10 protein-coding genes are annotated in these 15,780 nt (G+C 58.9%); 5 read left to right on the top strand and 5 right to left on the bottom strand.

Translation table 11 applies throughout. The features are described 5' to 3' along the window. Window positions 1–44: 44 nt before the first annotated feature. The 3 genes from CAG02_RS27130 to yjiA all read left to right on the top strand — a co-directional run bounded on the left by CAG02_RS27130 (window position 45) and on the right by yjiA (window position 3,391). Entirely contained in the window at window positions 45–2,111 is a 2,067-nt protein-coding gene (locus tag CAG02_RS27130; RefSeq protein WP_085712213.1) for a carbon starvation CstA family protein, read from the top strand. A gap of 15 nt (window positions 2,112–2,126) precedes the next feature. Further along, window positions 2,127–2,324 (top strand): YbdD/YjiX family protein, encoded by a 198-nt coding sequence (locus tag CAG02_RS27125; protein ID WP_003228401.1) that lies wholly within the window; start codon window positions 2,127–2,129, stop codon window positions 2,322–2,324. A gap of 89 nt (window positions 2,325–2,413) precedes the next feature. Continuing rightward, a complete protein-coding gene (yjiA, locus tag CAG02_RS27120; RefSeq protein WP_085712212.1) occupies window positions 2,414–3,391 on the top strand; it encodes a GTPase in 978 nt (325 codons plus the stop codon). A 113-nt stretch (window positions 3,392–3,504) separates the two neighbouring features. On the opposite strand, the gene CAG02_RS27115 is transcribed toward yjiA, so the two are convergent. From CAG02_RS27115 to CAG02_RS27105, 3 genes are read right to left on the bottom strand one after another with little or no spacing between them, the layout of a single operon-like run. Beyond that, window positions 3,505–4,215 carry a GntR family transcriptional regulator gene (locus tag CAG02_RS27115; protein ID WP_085712211.1) on the bottom strand — a complete coding sequence of 237 codons (711 nt, stop codon included), beginning with the start codon at window positions 4,213–4,215 and terminating at the stop codon, window positions 3,505–3,507. Between the two features lie 24 nt (window positions 4,216–4,239). Next, window positions 4,240–4,944: a FadR/GntR family transcriptional regulator gene (locus CAG02_RS27110; RefSeq protein ID WP_085712210.1), complete on the bottom strand. Its 705-nt coding sequence runs from the start codon at window positions 4,942–4,944 to the stop codon at window positions 4,240–4,242. 49 nt (window positions 4,945–4,993) lie between these two features. After that, window positions 4,994–6,307, bottom strand: coding sequence for a C4-dicarboxylate transporter DctA (locus CAG02_RS27105; protein ID WP_085712209.1), 1,314 nt, complete (start codon window positions 6,305–6,307; stop codon window positions 4,994–4,996). 607 nt (window positions 6,308–6,914) lie between these two features. On the opposite strand from CAG02_RS27105, the gene CAG02_RS29890 reads away from it, so the two are divergent. Both CAG02_RS29890 and lanM read left to right on the top strand, forming a co-directional pair. Next, window positions 6,915–7,073 carry a hypothetical protein gene (locus tag CAG02_RS29890; protein WP_170931648.1) on the top strand — a complete coding sequence of 53 codons (159 nt, stop codon included), beginning with the start codon at window positions 6,915–6,917 and terminating at the stop codon, window positions 7,071–7,073. Window positions 7,074–7,155: 82 nt separating this feature from the next. Then, window positions 7,156–10,185, top strand: coding sequence for a type 2 lanthipeptide synthetase LanM (lanM, locus tag CAG02_RS27100; protein WP_085712208.1), 3,030 nt, complete (start codon window positions 7,156–7,158; stop codon window positions 10,183–10,185). A gap of 67 nt (window positions 10,186–10,252) precedes the next feature. On the opposite strand, the gene glyA is transcribed toward lanM, so the two are convergent. Both glyA and CAG02_RS27090 read right to left on the bottom strand, forming a co-directional pair. After that, a complete protein-coding gene (gene glyA, locus CAG02_RS27095) occupies window positions 10,253–11,506 on the bottom strand; it encodes a serine hydroxymethyltransferase (RefSeq protein ID WP_007950978.1) in 1,254 nt (417 codons plus the stop codon). Between the two features lie 225 nt (window positions 11,507–11,731). Continuing rightward, window positions 11,732–15,580 (bottom strand): EAL domain-containing protein, encoded by a 3,849-nt coding sequence (locus CAG02_RS27090; RefSeq protein WP_085712207.1) that lies wholly within the window; start codon window positions 15,578–15,580, stop codon window positions 11,732–11,734. Between the last annotated feature and the right edge of the window lie 200 nt (window positions 15,581–15,780).

Below are 15,780 nucleotides of genomic sequence, written 5' to 3'. Positions count from 1 at the left end.
TCGAGGTGGCTGTCTTTCTTGTCCACCCTGGCTGGAATAATAAAATGAAAAATAATAATAGCCCGCTGCGCCACTTACCCTGGCTAGTGCTGGCAATCGTAGGAGCGTGCGCCCTGGGCGTAGTGGCATTGCGCCGAGGCGAGGCGATCAACGCCTTGTGGATCGTGGTCGCCGCCGTGGCCATTTATCTGGTTGCGTACCGTTACTACAGCCTGTTCATCGCAAACAATGTGATGCAACTCGATCCACGCCGGGCCACCCCCGCCGTGCTCAACAATGACGGTCTGGACTACGTTCCGACCAACAAACACATTCTCTTCGGACACCACTTCGCGGCCATCGCCGGCGCGGGACCTCTGGTCGGCCCGGTACTGGCGGCGCAGATGGGTTACCTGCCCGGCACGCTGTGGCTGATCGCCGGCGTGGTGCTGGCGGGCGCGGTGCAGGACTTCATGGTCCTGTTCATGTCCACCCGTCGTAACGGTCGTTCTTTGGGCGACATGGTGCGTGAAGAAATGGGCCGCATCCCCGGCACCATCGCGCTGTTCGGCTGCTTCCTGATCATGATCATCATCCTCGCGGTGCTGGCGCTGATCGTCGTAAAAGCCCTGGCCGAGAGCCCGTGGGGCATCTTCACCGTGATGGCGACCATCCCGATCGCGATGTTCATGGGCATTTACATGCGCTACATCCGCCCGGGCCGCATCGGCGAGATTTCGGTGATCGGCGTGATTCTGCTGCTCGGTTCGATCTGGCTCGGTGGCCAGATTGCCGCTGACCCGGTGTGGGCCAAGGCCTTCAGCTTCACCGGCGTGCAAATCACCTGGATGCTGATCGGTTATGGCTTTGTCGCGGCGGTACTGCCGGTCTGGCTGATCCTCGCCCCGCGCGACTATCTGTCCACGTTCCTGAAGATCGGTACCATCATCGCCCTGGCGATCGGCATCCTGGTCACCATGCCCGAGCTGAAAATGCCGGCGTTGACCCAGTTCGTCGACGGCACCGGCCCGGTATGGAAGGGCGGTCTGTTCCCGTTCCTGTTCATCACCATCGCTTGCGGTGCGGTATCGGGCTTCCACGCACTGATCTCGTCCGGCACCACGCCGAAACTGCTGGATAACGAAACCAACGCCCGCTACATCGGTTACGGCGGCATGCTGATGGAATCGTTCGTGGCGATCATGGCCATGGTTGCCGCTTCGGTGATCGAGCCAGGCGTGTACTTCGCCATGAACAGCCCGGCTGCCGTGGTCGGCGGTGATGTGGTGGCCGTGGCGACCGCTGTCAGCAACTGGGGCTTTGCAATTACCCCGGATGCGCTGCAGGCCGTGGCCCATGACATCGGCGAAACCACCATCCTGGCCCGTGCCGGTGGTGCCCCGACCCTGGCGGTCGGTATCGCGCAGATCCTGCACAGTGTCCTGCCGGGTGAAAACACCATGGCGTTCTGGTACCACTTCGCGATCCTGTTCGAAGCGCTGTTTATCCTGACCGCTGTGGACGCCGGCACCCGTGCCGGGCGCTTCATGCTGCAGGATCTGCTCGGCTCCTTCGTGCCGGCGTTGCAGCGTACCGAATCCTGGACCGCCAACCTGATCGCGACCGCCGGTTGTGTGGCGATGTGGGGCTGGTTGCTGTATCAGGGCGTGATCGATCCGCTGGGTGGCATCAACACTTTGTGGCCGCTGTTTGGTATCTCCAACCAGATGCTGGCCGGTATCGCGCTGATGCTCGGCACCGTGGTCCTGATCAAGATGAAGCGCCAGCGCTACATCTGGGTCACCCTGCTGCCGGCCGCCTGGCTGATGATCTGCACCACGACCGCAGGCTTCATCAAGTTGTTCGACGCTAACCCGGCTGTCGGCTTCCTGTCGTTGGCCAAGAAGTACAGCGATGCACTGGCCGCAGGCCAGGTGATCGCACCGGCCAAGAGCGTCGAGCAGATGCAGCACGTGATCTTCAACGCTTACACCAACGCAACGCTGACCGCGCTGTTCCTGTTCGTGGTATTCAGCATCCTGTTCTATGCGCTCAAGGTCGGCATCGCCGCCTGGGGCAAAAAAGAGCGTACGGATAAAGAATCGCCATTCCAGGCCCTGCCGGACGCGTAACCAGAGGATTGCACCATGTTCAATGACTTGAGTCGCCTCGGTAAATACCTCGGTCAGGCCGCGCGCCTGATGGTCGGCATGCCCGACTACGACACGTACGTCGAGCATATGCAAACCAAACACCCGGACAAACCGGTAATGAGCTACGAGATGTTCTTTCGCGAACGTCAGGAAGCCCGTTACGGTGGCAAGGGTGGGCCGAAGTGCTGTTGAGCCGCTGATCGCGGTTCACCAGAAGTGAGGTGGGAGCAGGTCTTTCGGCCTGCTCCCATTTTTATTTGTGCAATTGAAGGAGATCGAGTTTGTCTTCTCCCATCCCGGTCACGGTGCTCAGCGGTTTCCTCGGCGCCGGCAAGACCACTTTGCTGCGCCATCTGTTGAAAGCCGAGCACGGCCTGAAAATCGCCGTGATCGAAAACGAATTCAGCGACGCCGGCATCGACACCCAACTGCTGGGCGACGAGCCGGTGCAAGTCATGACCCTGGCCAATGGCTGCGTCTGCTGCACCATCCACACCGACCTGACCAAAGCCTTGTACCTGTTGCTCGAACGGCTGGACAGCGGTGAAATCGCTTTCGCTCGGCTGGTCATCGAATGCACCGGCCTGGCCGATCCGGCCCCGGTGGCGCAGACCTTTTTCATCGACGAAGAACTGCGCGAGCGTTACCTGCTCGACGGCATCATCACCCTGGTGGATGCCGCTCACGCCGAGCTGCACCTGACCCAGACCATCGCCCAGGCGCAGATCGGTTTCGCCGACCGCTTGCTGGTGAGCAAGACCGATCTGGTGGACGAGGCTGCATTCACCGCGCTCAGCGAGCGCCTGACCCGCATCAACCGTCGTGCGCCGATTCGCGTGGTCGAACACGGCAATATCGATCTGGCCGAATTGCTCGATGTGCGCGGTTTCAACCTGAATGCCGATCTTGGCGGCGGGGTGAGTCTGCGGCCGGTCAGCAAGGCGCCGTCCATCGACCGGATTTCCAGCCTGGTGCTGCGTACCGATCAGCCGCTGGATATCGATCAGCTCAGCGAATTCATGAACGAGTTGCTGGAAGAGCACGGCAAGCAATTGCTGCGCTACAAAGGCGTGCTGAACATTGCGGGCGAGGATCGTCGCTTGGTGTTTCAGGGCGTGCTGAAACTCTACGGCTTCGACTGGGACACCGAGTGGGCCGAAGGCGAGGCGCGGGAAAGCGTGATCGTGTTTATCGCCGACGATTTGCCGGAAGAGAAGATCCGGGCGGGGTTTGCCAGGGTAGCTGTACAGCAAAACTGAATTTGTGGAGGCTCGAAGGGCCTCTTCGCGAGCAAGCCCGCTCCCACATTCAACCGCGTTGTGTCAGTAGGACTACGGTTAAATGTAGGAGCGGGCTTGCTTGCGAAGGCGTTCTAACCAGCAACACAATTTCCAGACTCTGAACCCAGCAGTGCTTGCTCAAGATTTTCCAGATGCCGATTCATCAACATGCCGGCTTTAGAAACATCTCTACGCTCTACCGCTTCAACCAACGCCAAATGTTCCTGCCACGCGCAACAGCTGTGCGTCTGCTCACCACATCGCGCAATCGCCAGTGAGGTCAGCGGCACCAACGTGCCGAGAAAATGCGCCAACGGTGCATTCCTCGCCATTTTCGCCAACTGCAAATGAAACTCCCCGGACAGGCGAATCGCTGCGCCCCGTCGGTCTTTATCCACAGCCTGGCGCTCACGGTCGATCAGGGCGCGCAGGCGTTTCAGATCTTCAGCCTGCGCATGCTGACAAGCCAGCCGCACCAGCGTGTTCTCGGCCAGACGCCGGGCGTGCAAGGCCTGACGGGTCTGCTCGGCGTCCGGCGCGGCTATGCGCGGTCGATGGTTGGCCCGCAGCACGATGATCTGTTCATGGGACAACTGGGTCAGCACCCGACGCACATCGGCGCGGCTGACACCGAACATCTGCTTCAGGCTCTCCTCGGTAAAACGGCTGGCGGTATCGAGGCGCTGTTCGAGGATCGCATCGAACAGTCGCGGATACAGATCCTCCACCGGCGCGTGCAGGCGGGAGAAGGGCAGGGCCGCCGAGGTCCGGCGAGGGTGCGACGGCGTGGCAAGACTGTTCATGGCCGGTCTCCAGTGTGAGGCGTTTCAGGTGTTCAGGTTGTCATCCGGGATATTCAGCTCGATGCCCATACGCTGGCCTTCGCGCAGGATGTGCCGACGCATTTCGGCGCTGGCCTGGGCGCTGTTCTTGCTGCGGATCGCGCGCACCACGGCTTCGTTTTCCTCAAGGCGTTCGGCCAGATGCTCCGGTGAGTTGCGCAGCACTTCGGCGCTTTGCTTGAGGGCGTTGCTGGTCTGCTGCACCACGCTCTGGAAAATCGGGTTAGAGGTCAGGGTGAACAGTTCTTCGTGGAAGGCGATGTAGGCGCTGACGCCGGCCTCGCTGTCGCCGGCTTCGAGGGCTTCGCGCATGTCCATCAGGGTCAGGCGCAGTTGCCCGACTTCCTTGCTGCTGATCGACTGCGCCACCAGACCGACGATGAACGGTTCGAGGGTGTAGCGCAGTTGCAGCACGTCTTCGAGGCTGGCGCCGGCCACGGCGCTGTCGTGGCTTTGACTGTCACTGGCCTGGGCGTCGAGCACCACCACGCCTTTGCCCGGCATCGAACGCACCAGACCGAGGGTTTCCAGCACGATCACCGCTTCGCGCAGGCTCGGGCGGCTGATGCCCAGTTGTTCGGCCAGTTCGCGCTGGCCCGGCAGCATCTCGCCGGAGCGCCACTGGCCACGGGCGAGGGCGGCCCGGAGTTTTTCTACCACTGAGTTGACGACGGTGGATGTAGTAATCACGTGTTCGCTCCATGCGCCGTGCCTGCATTAGTACAGGCACGGCGGTCATTCAGAATTCTTTGGCCGCCGCTTGAGCGGCCGTTTTTCTCGGCTGAAAGTTATAGCCCTGCTCGCCGTTGAGCACCTTGTTTGCCCGCTGCACGTCGATGTCCTTTTCCCAGCGGGCGATGGCCACGGTGGCGACGCAGTTGCCAATCAGGTTGGTCAGCGCCCGGCCGATGCCCATGAACCAGTCCACCGCCAGCACCAGCACCAGCCCGACCACCGGAATCGCCGGGATCGCCGTCAGCGTCGCGGCGAGAATCACCAGCGCCGAGCCCGGAATGCCGTGGGCGCCTTTGGAGGTAATCAGCGATACCAGCAAGATCGTCAGCAGATCGGTCATGGCCAGCGGCGTGCCGGTGGCGTTGGCGATGAACACGATGGCCAGGGTCAGGTAGATCGAGAAACCATCGAGGTTGAACGAGTAACCGGTCGGAATCACCAGCCCGACGGTCGAGCTGCCGATGCCCAGGTGTTCCAGTTTGCGCATGATCTGCGGCAGTACTGCGTCGGAGGAGGCGGTGCCCATGACGATCAGCAGTTCTTCGCGCAGGTACTTGAGCAGCGGCCACATGCGCAGGCCGGAGGCACGCATCACCAGACCCAGAATCACGCTGACGAAAGCGATGCATGTCAGATAAAACAAACCGACCAGACTGCCCAGATGTTGCAGGGAATCGAGGCCGTATTTGCTGGTGGTGAAGGCAATGGCGCCGAACACGCCGATCGGTGCCAGACGCACGATCATGCCCATGATGCGGAAGATCACATGGCTCAGTTCGTTGATCAGTCGCGAGATCCCGGAGGCGGCTTCGCCCACCAGATTCAACGCGCTGCCGAACAGTACCGAGAACAACAGCACCTGGAGGATGTTGTTGTCGGCAAAGGCGCCGAGTACCGAGGTCGGAATCAGATCCATCAGGAACTGAGTGGTGGTGTGCATGTGCTGGCCGCGTTCGGCGATGTCGCCCATGTCGGCGGCGGACAGCTGCTCCAGATGGATGTTGGCGCCGCTGCCGATCCCGGTGCTGAACGCGAACACCAGACCGATCACCAGGGCGATGGTGGTCAGCACTTCGAAGTAGATCACCGACTTGAGGCCGATGCGTCCGACCTTCTTCAGGTCGCCGGCGCCGCTGATGCCGCTGACCACCACGCAGAACACGATCAGGCCGATAAGCATCTTGATCAGTTTGATGAAACCGTCGCCGAGCGGTTTGAGCTGGGCCGAGTATTCAGGAAGGGTCAGCCCGCAGACGATGCCGAGCATCAGTCCGAGAACCACTTGGAGGAAGATTGAACGCGAGCACCATCTGAGCATGGGAGGAATCCTGGTCGGTGTCCTGGCTGCCGTGCGCGGGGCGCATCAGATTCAGGACTTAATTATTGTGGTCTTACCGGTATGTCCAGTGCGGGTGCAGTCTAGGCGCTGTTTTTTACGGATCGCAAGTGAAAAATGACGAATCGGCATGACCGGTCTGACCAGTGGTGTTTTGGCGGGATTCTGTATCCGATCCCGGAGATATGGATCAGTGCGCGGATCAAAGAAATAACGTCAACGACCACCGTCAACAGTAGATGCTGTTAGCTGTGTATAGGTATCAGTTGTAAAAGGATTTTAAATGTGACTTTTAAAGATGTTGATTAACTGGCTTGACCTGCTTGCAGTTGGTGGTGAATTCAGGGTTCTGTAAAGTTAAGAAAAAATTCCATGTATCGGTTTTATTGGCTTTGTTTGTTTGTGGTGTGCATGAGTTTTGCAAAATGTTCAGGGGCTGAAGATCTACGCTGTTTTATGTGTTTGTGATGGGGGGTGATGAATAAGGGCATTGTTATTATTTGGTTGCACTTGAAGGGGGAGGCTTTTTGTCGGTAGGTGATACTTTTAATACTCGCCACTTAAGGCGACCATAATGAGGAGATACTACATGCAAGAGTTAATCATGGATCTGTCCGGTGAGTTTGGTGCGGATTTCCAGTCCTACATGAATTCTGGCAGGGCGCTTGTTGTAGCGGAAGTGGGCTGTGAAACCACTGTGAGTTGTTCGACCCTGGCGTGCACCTTCATGGGTTGCTGCATCCCGTAATAATGCAGGGCGGGCTTCGGCCCGCCCTTCTTCCCTTCCGTGTCCGGGATTGCCCTATTTTTCTGTCTGTCGAGTAAACATCATGAGCGCAGTAAAGGCGCAAGAGTATGCCGCATTTAGCAAAATGATCACCCTTCTGCACAAGGATGACAGAGCGGTCAGGTGCTATTTTGGTGTAGATAGAAAAGCGTTGCTGGAAGAGTATCGAGATAAACTTTTTGACGATGAAAATAATAAGCCTGCGAGGGGGGGTGTGTGCGAGAAAGAGGTCGAGATAGTTACTTCGTTGTTGTCGGAGGAAACCGCTGGGCAAACGGTGTTCGGCCTGTTTTGTGCTCGCTGGTATAGTTATCTCAGGCATGTTTTTGAACGTGATATCAAATACCAATCCGTACGTGGCTGGATCGACGTAGATACGTTTCTTCCAAGTGTCCAGTCTCACGTGACTTCATTGGTTAAAAGTCTTTCGGAGAAGTCGCTGGTACATTATCTGAACACCCTGATAGATGAAGGCGCTGATCTGGATCCGGGAACTTTCGATCAAAAACTGGCGGACGAAGGGCTGGCAGCATTTCTCGCCTCCTATCCGGTCCTGACGCATTTGCTGATAGGGCGGATTCAGGACACGGCCGCCTACCTGTACAAGATCCTCAATTGTTTTACCGAGGATTTTCCAAAGCTAAAGACCACGTTTGCTTTGACCAGCCAGCGCGTCGGCAGCATTTCCCTGGGGCTGGGGGATGCTCATGCCAGTGGCGAAACCGTCTGCTGTGTGCAGGTCGGCAGCCAGGAGTTGATTTTCAAGCCCAGAAGCAATCGAGAGGCGTTGTTTTACACGGCTTTGCTTGAGCAATTGCGCACGCAGACTGGCAACAACGACTTTGCCGTCTACGCGCCCCTGATGGTTTCTTTGGATGATCACTGCTGGATCGAAAAAATCCGGAACGTACCCTGCGAAACGGAGAACGAGTTATCGCTCTTCTTTCAGCGCCTTGGTGCCCAGGTTGCCGTAATCCATGCCCTGAACGGCATCGACTTTCATTACGAAAACATCATTGCCTGTGGCAGCAGTCCCGTCATGATCGATCTGGAATGCCTGTTTACCCCGGCCATGGTCGACTTGAAGGTTGATGTCCCTCACGATCGGGCACTGTTCAAAATCATCAAGCTCAACAGTCAGTCGGTGTTTACAACAGGCTTTGTGCCTAACTCGGCAGGCGTGGAGAATGACCAAAGTGGCCTGACTCGACACCCGCAGTTTTTAGTCCCCGGCAAACACTTGGTGCTGGAAGATGGTTTTTATCGCTTGAAGGCGCACGCGGTCGACTACCGTCCAATGATGCGACACCTGCCTGTTTTTGCCGGCGAAACGTATTCGGTCATGGACTACAGGGACGCGTTTTTCTTCGGTTTCGAGCAGGCTTACGATGAAATTGTCAGCCACCGTGACTCCATACTCCAATTGCTGGACGGGCATGCCGGAGGGCTGAAGTCCCGGGTACTGATCAAAAATACCCGGCGCTACGCTGATTTCATCGGAATGATGACTCACCCGCACTTCACTCAATGCCAACTGAAGCAGGACTTGCTGCTGGCAACCTTATGGTCTGATCTCGGCGACGCGCTCATTGAGCACGATATTCCACGGCACGAGATCAACGACCTTAAGAGGGCCTGTTTCCCCAGCTTCACTCAATCCTTGTTGTCTGACCGACTACTCAATGCCCAGGGGCAGACCGTTGCTCGATTGCCCATTGAAAGCCCCTTTGAGAGTTGCCGACGCAAGCTGGGAATGCTGTCACCCAAAGACAAGGCGTTTCAGATCCATATATTGCAGGCGTGTTTGATACCCGGGGCAAGGGAAGCGCTTGATCGAAGACATGATCTCCCGGCCGTCCCCGATCATGCTTGCGCGCCATATCTTGAGGGCGCCCTGCGCATTGCCGGGATCATTGAAAAGAACCGTGTAGAGGGTGATGCAGGCGACGTCGGCTGGACGTTCATGGATACCCATCCACGTACCAGACGCAACTTCATCACTCACATGGGCAACAGTTTGTACAACGGAATGGGAGGGCTGGTGATTTTCTACCTGAGTCTGTACCGGGTCAGCGGGGCCACCAACTACCGCGATGAAGCCGAGCGAATTCTGTGTGCCATCCACCGCTCCCAGGAGGACTTTCCGAACAAGCTGGCGGTTAGTGCGTATTTCGGCCTGACTTCCTATCTGTACGTGCTGATCAACTATGAGCTGATGACCGGTCGCAAGACCTACCAGACGACTGTCGAAGAGTTGTTAGCGAAACTGACGTATTTTCCACGCGAAGACGATGAATTCGATTTTGTGCAGGGCTGGTGTGGCGCCTTGACCGTTCTGGTGAATTTTTATCAGATTGAAAAGCGTGAAACATTGCGCCCCATGATTGAAAGGCTCTCCCATGCGATTCAATCAGCGCTGACTCTGGACGACGGAACATTGCGGCTCAATTCAACGGGCAAGCCGCTGTGGACTGGTTTTTCTCATGGCATTGCCGGGGGGGTGCAGGCTATCGGCAAGGCGTGGAAGGTCACGAAAGATCCGCTGCTTTGCGAGTTGATTGCGCGGTGGGTGCAGGCAGAAAACCAGCTCACGGCGGACGGCTTCTGGCTTGATCTGCGGGACAACGCGAAATCGGCGTCTCTCACAAAGTGGTGCCATGGCGACGGCGGTATTCTTCTTTCCCGGCATTGGCTGATTCAAGAGATGGGAGCTGCGTTGGACGCCGAAACCAGAACAGTGCTTGAGCAGGACGCCGAACGCTGTGAACGTCATCTTTGGGAGCGAGGCCTCGGGTCGGGTTACAGCCTGTGCCATGGAGACATTGGTAACTTGATGTGCCTGCTCAAACGCTATCGCGGCACCAACAATGAGCTGGGTATTGCGCGGGTTAATCAGGCGCTTTCCCAAGTGACCCGCAATTTCTTCAAGGAAGACTTTCTGGGTGACAGCGTCATTCCCGAGCTGGGCATGATGTTAGGCATCTCGGGTGTCGGTCAGGCGCTCTTGCAGACCCTGGATGCTGGTCTGCCGGATGTGTTGTCGCTGGACTTCGCGCGACCGATGCCTGTCTGAGCAAAAAACTGACAAAAAAAACCGGCCATCACTGGCCGGTTTTTTTGCTGCGGTTTTAACGTCGCAATTAAGCGCCGTATACCGGCAGTTTCTTGCAGATGGCTTTGACTTTCTCACGAACGGCGTCGATCACCGCTTCGTTGTTCAGGTCAGCCAGGATGTCGCAGATCCAGCCGGCCAGCTCTTTGCACTCTGCTTCCTTGAAGCCGCGAGTGGTCACAGCCGGAGTACCGAAGCGCAGGCCGGAAGTGACGAACGGGGAGCGTGGATCGTTTGGCACGGAGTTCTTGTTCACGGTGATGAACGCTTTGCCCAGAGCGGCGTCGGCGTCTTTACCGGAGATTTCCTGCTTGATCAGCGACAGCAGGAACAGGTGGTTTTCAGTACCGCCGGAAACCACGTCGAAACCGCGCTCGATGAACACGCCGGCCATGGCCTGGGCGTTTTTCACCACTTGTTGCTGGTAAGCCTTGAACTCAGGCTGCAGCGCTTCCTTGAAGCAGATCGCCTTGGCGGCGATCACGTGCTCCAGCGGGCCACCCTGGGCGCCCGGGAATACCGCGGAGTTCAGCTTCTTCTCGATGTCGGCGTTGGCCTTGGCCAGGATCAGGCCACCACGTGGACCGCGCAGGGTCTTGTGAGTGGTGGTGGTCACGACGTCAGCGAACGGAACCGGGTTCGGGTAGACGCCAGCGGCGACCAGACCGGCCACGTGAGCCATGTCGACGAACAAGTAGGCGCCAACCTTGTCGGCGATGGCGCGGAAGCGTGGGAAGTCGAGGATCTGCGAGTAGGCAGAGAAACCGGCCACGATCATTTTCGGCTTGTGTTCAACAGCCAGGCGCTCGACTTCGTCGTAGTCGATCAGGCCGTTGGCGTCGATGCCGTACTGGATGGCGTTGTACAGCTTGCCGGAGGAGGAAACGCTGGCGCCATGGGTCAGGTGACCGCCGTGAGCCAGGCTCATGCCCAGGATGGTGTCACCGGCCGACAGCAGGGCCAGGTAAACAGCAGCGTTGGCCTGGGAACCGGCGTGCGGCTGAACGTTGGCGTAGTCGGCGCCGAACAGTTCCTTGGCGCGGTCGATGGCCAGTTGTTCAACAACGTCGACGTACTCGCAACCACCGTAGTAGCGCTTGCCCGGGTAGCCTTCGGCGTATTTGTTGGTCAGTACCGAGCCTTGAGCTTCCATCACCGCTGGGCTGGTGTAGTTCTCCGAAGCGATCAGCTCGATGTGTTCTTCCTGGCGCTGGGCTTCTTGCTCCATGGCGGCAAAAAGATCGGCGTCGTACTTGGCAATAGTCAAATCACGGCTGAACATGGCGGTCCTCAAGGATCGGGGGCAGAAAAGGGGGGCATTCTAACCCAACGGGTTTTGGATGGCATATGAAACGACATCATGTCGCAGACAAGTGGCGTTCATGACCAGATATGTGGCGTCCGTGCCGGCCTTTTCCTGGCCAGCCGGTTCGCACAATAGCCGGGTTGGCGGCAGGATTCCGTGATCGATATCAATCCCTGCTCGCGAAGACCGCCCCGCCGATTTTCAGTCGAACATGAACAGCGCGTCATTGCTGAACTGCGCCTCGAAGCGGGTGGCCGGCATCGGCCGCCCGAACAGATAACCCTGAACCTCGTCGCAACCGTGCTCGCGCAGGAAGTCCAGCTGTTCATGGGTTTCCACGCCCTCGGCGATTACCGCCAGGTTGAGGCTGTGGGCCATGGCGATGATCGCCCGGGCAATCTGCGCGTCCTGCTCGCCGGACGGCAGGCCGTCGACGAAGGTGCGGTCGATCTTCAGCACGTCGATCGGGAATTGCTTGAGGTAGTTCAGCGACGAGTAACCGGTGCCGAAGTCGTCGACCGCGATGCTCAGGCCGAGGTTCTTCAGGCCGGCGAGGATCTGCATCGCCTCGCTGACTTCGCGCATCAGGATACTTTCGGTCAGCTCCAGTTCCAGGCACGCCGGCGGCAGGCCGGTTTCCTTGAGGATGGTGGCGATCCGCGTGCCGAGCTGGCCGTCGGAGAACTGCCGGGCGGAAATGTTCACCGAGACCTTCGGCACGCGCACGCGGCTCTGGTGCCAGGTCTTGAGCTGACGGCAGGCCTCGCTGATCACCCAGTCGCCGACGTCCACCACCAGCCCGAGTTCTTCGAGCACCGGAATGAAGTCTCCCGGCGGCACCAGTCCGCGACGCGGATGACGCCAGCGCAGCAGGGCTTCGGCGCCGGTCAGGCGTTTGCCATCGCCGCTGAACTGCGGCTGGTAATACAGCACGAATTCGTTCTGCTCGAGGGCGTGGCGCAGGTCGCTTTCCAGTTCCAGGCGCTCCAGCGCACTGGCGTTCATGTCGGCCTGATAGAACTGGAAGTTGTTCTTGCCGCGCTCCTTGGCGTGGTACATCGCGGTGTCGGCGTTTTTCATCAGCTGGCTGAGTTCGTTGCCGTCCTGCGGGCTCAGGGCGATGCCGATACTGGCGGTGACGAAGAACTCGCGACCCTCCAGCACAAACGGTCGCACCAGGCTGCCAAGAATCTGCTCGGCCACATGAATGGCACGATTGAGCGCCATCTCGCGGCTGGAGCGGTGTTGCAGGAGCAGCGTGAATTCGTCGCCGCCCATCCGCGCCACGGTGTCGTCATCATCGACGCAGGCCAGCAGCCGGGTGGCCATGTCCTTGAGCATGCGGTCGCCGGCGGCGTGGCCGAGGGAGTCGTTGATCGGTTTGAACCGGTCGAGATCGAGGAACATCAGCACCACCCACGACTTCTGCCGGTCGGCCGATTGCAGCGCGGTGTGCAGGCGATCCTGGAACAGCGTGCGGTTCGGCAAGTGGGTCAGGGCGTCGTAGTAGGCGAGGCGGTGAATCCGCTGTTCGCTGGCCTTGCGCTCGCTGATGTCGCTGAAAAAACACACATAACTCGCCAGGTCGCCTTCGTCATCGAGTACCGCAGTGATGCCGACCCACGCCGGGTAGTGCTCGCCATTGCGCCGCTTGAGCCAGACTTCGCCTTCCCAGGTGCTGTGCTGATGCAATTGCTTGAGCACGTAGCGCAGGTGCGCGTCCTGTTGTTCGTCGACGGTGAGCATGTTCGGTAGCTGGTCGAGCACTTCGCTCACCGCGTAGCCGCTGACGCGACTGAACGCTTCGTTGGCCTGAACGATGTAACCGGCCGGGTCGGTGATCAGGATCGCCGAAGTCGAATGCTCGAATACCGTGGCCGCCATGCGCAGGTCTTTTTCGGCGCGGCGTTGTTGGCTGATGTCGCGACCGACCCCGAGCACGCCTTCGAAGGCGCCGTGTTCGTCCCACACCAGCACCAGGCGCAATTCGATCGGGATCTTGCGGCCATCGGCGCGCAGGCAGTCGAACAGGAACATCTGGGTCTGTACCTGGCTGCGCAGGATGGCCAGTTGCTCGGGTTTGTCCAGGGCTTTGCTGACCCGGTCCATCAGGTGATAGATGCCGTTCAGTTGCTGCGGGTTGGCGATGGTCGACTGCCAGCCGTTCTGGAAAATCCACTCGGCGTCGTAGCCCAGCACCGCTTGCACCGACGGGCTGACGTAATTGAGCGACAGCTTGCTGTCGGTGGAGAAGATCACGTCACTGATGCTTTCGGCGAGCATCCGGTAGCGTTGTTCACTGTCACGCAGCGATTCGCTGGCCTCGATCTGCTCGGTGATGTCCTTGGCCACGCCGATGATTCGCGTGACCTGATCGTGTTTGTCCCGGGCCAGCGCCTGTTCGCGGATATCGAAACGCCGCCACTTGCCGTCGCGATGACGGAAACGCAACTGGCATTGCAGCAACTGGCTGTAACCGGCGTGACGCTGCATTTGCCGCGAGCGGTGGTAATAGTCGGCGTCTTCGGGGTGCAGGAGGATTTCCCAGAAATATTCGCCCATCTGATGCAGTTCGGAGCGGTTGTAACCGAGGGTCTGGCCCAGGTGGTGGTTGCTGAAAATCATCCGCTGGCTGATCACATCCTGCACGTACAGGTGATCCGGCACGGTGCGCACCACGTCCGACCAGAAGCCTTCACGCTCCAGCAGCGACAGTTCGATCAGTTTGCGGCTGGTGATGTCGTTGATGCTCAGGATCACGGCCTTGTAGTCGTGCTGCTCATGAGGCAGGCGCAGCACCAGCCACAGGTGCTGGTCGCGGCCGTTGATGTCCGGCAGTTTGATTTCCAGTTCCAGCTGCTTTTGTTGCTGGAGTACGGCATCAAGCACTTGATTGCCGATCGCGCACTGGCTGTGCGGGTGACCGTCGATCAGCAACTGCCAGGCGTGGTCGCAGGAATTGACGTTGAGCAGTTGCAGCGCCACCTGATTGACCTCGGTGACTCGCAGTTCCTGCAGCAATTGCTGGCGTTGCTGTGGCTGGTCGAGCCAGGCCTTGAGCTGGTCGCTGGTCTGGATCTGGGATTTCTCGAAAACCTGTTTCAGTCCCGAAAGATCTAGCACGCACAGGGCCACACCGGTGCCTTCGAAAATGTCCTGATAACGGCGGCGTCCTTCATGCACCTGGCGCTGACGGCGTCGCATGTTCAGCAAGGCAATGAATGGCAGCAGGGACAGCGCCAGGCCCAGCAGGCATTTGCCGATGAACGCCGGCAGCAGCTCTTCGAGCACATGTTGCCGGTCGAACAGTCCGCGCAGTTGCCAGTCGCTGCTGCTCAGGGGCACGGTCAGCACGCTGTTGGCCAGATCTTCGGGTGTTAGGGTGCTGGCTTTGGTGGAAGGCAGGCCTTCGTCACGGCTGATGATCTGGTGATTGATGCGGTTTTCCACCAGCCACAGCGGGCGGATGCCGGTCTCGCCCTGTTTGGTCAGCGAGGCAAAGAAGGTCGGGGTCAGGCGCAGTGCCCAGTAGCCGCGAGTGCTGCCGCTGGCCTGATGCAGCAACAGATGCACCACCGAGCCGTCATCGGCGTTGCTGAAATAATGTGCCTGGGCGTGACTGCGGCGCACCAGATCGCTGAGGTAGTCGGCGTCCTTGCTGTCGGTGGCGCTGTCGCTGAGGATTTTTCCCGACGGGCTGAGCAAGGCCATGCTCTGCAGGTCAGGCAGGGATTTCTGCAGCTTGCGCAGCAGCGCCTGCTGTTCGTCGGCGGACTGCGGCTGTTCGACGATTGGTAGCAGATTGAGGGCGATCTGCGCGTTCAGCGACATGTTCAGGCTGACTTGCGAAGCCAGATCGGCGGTGTAATCGATGGTGTACTGACGCTGGTTTTTCTGGGTTTCGCGCAGTTGATCGAGCAGTTGCCAGAACAGCAATGCCAGCAGCATCAGCACCAGCGTCGCCAGCGCGCCTTTCAATGTTCCGCGCAGGGACGAGCCGGGCGCCGGTTGGGTGCTGCTCACAGAGGCTGGCGGAGTGACATTGGACAAGCTGTAATCCTGCGGTTTGGCTGGACTGGCGCGACGTGCACTATAAGCCGGACGCCCAAAGGGCGGCTAGCATGCCTTGAGTTGTGGCGAAGTGCCAGCCCCGCTCGGCTGGACTGCCTTCTGTCATTAAGGTAGCTTTGCCGGTTACGCGGGAGCGTTCCAGCTCCTAGACTCAGACTTTTTCAGCGCGCACGCATTGA

It is taken from the genome of Pseudomonas sp. R43(2017) (assembly GCF_002112345.1).
In the GTDB taxonomy this organism is placed as follows: Bacteria; Pseudomonadota; Gammaproteobacteria; order Pseudomonadales; family Pseudomonadaceae; genus Aquipseudomonas; species Aquipseudomonas kribbensis.
Note: the sequence above shows the minus strand (reverse complement) of the source record. Positions and strands in the feature narration are given on the sequence as shown.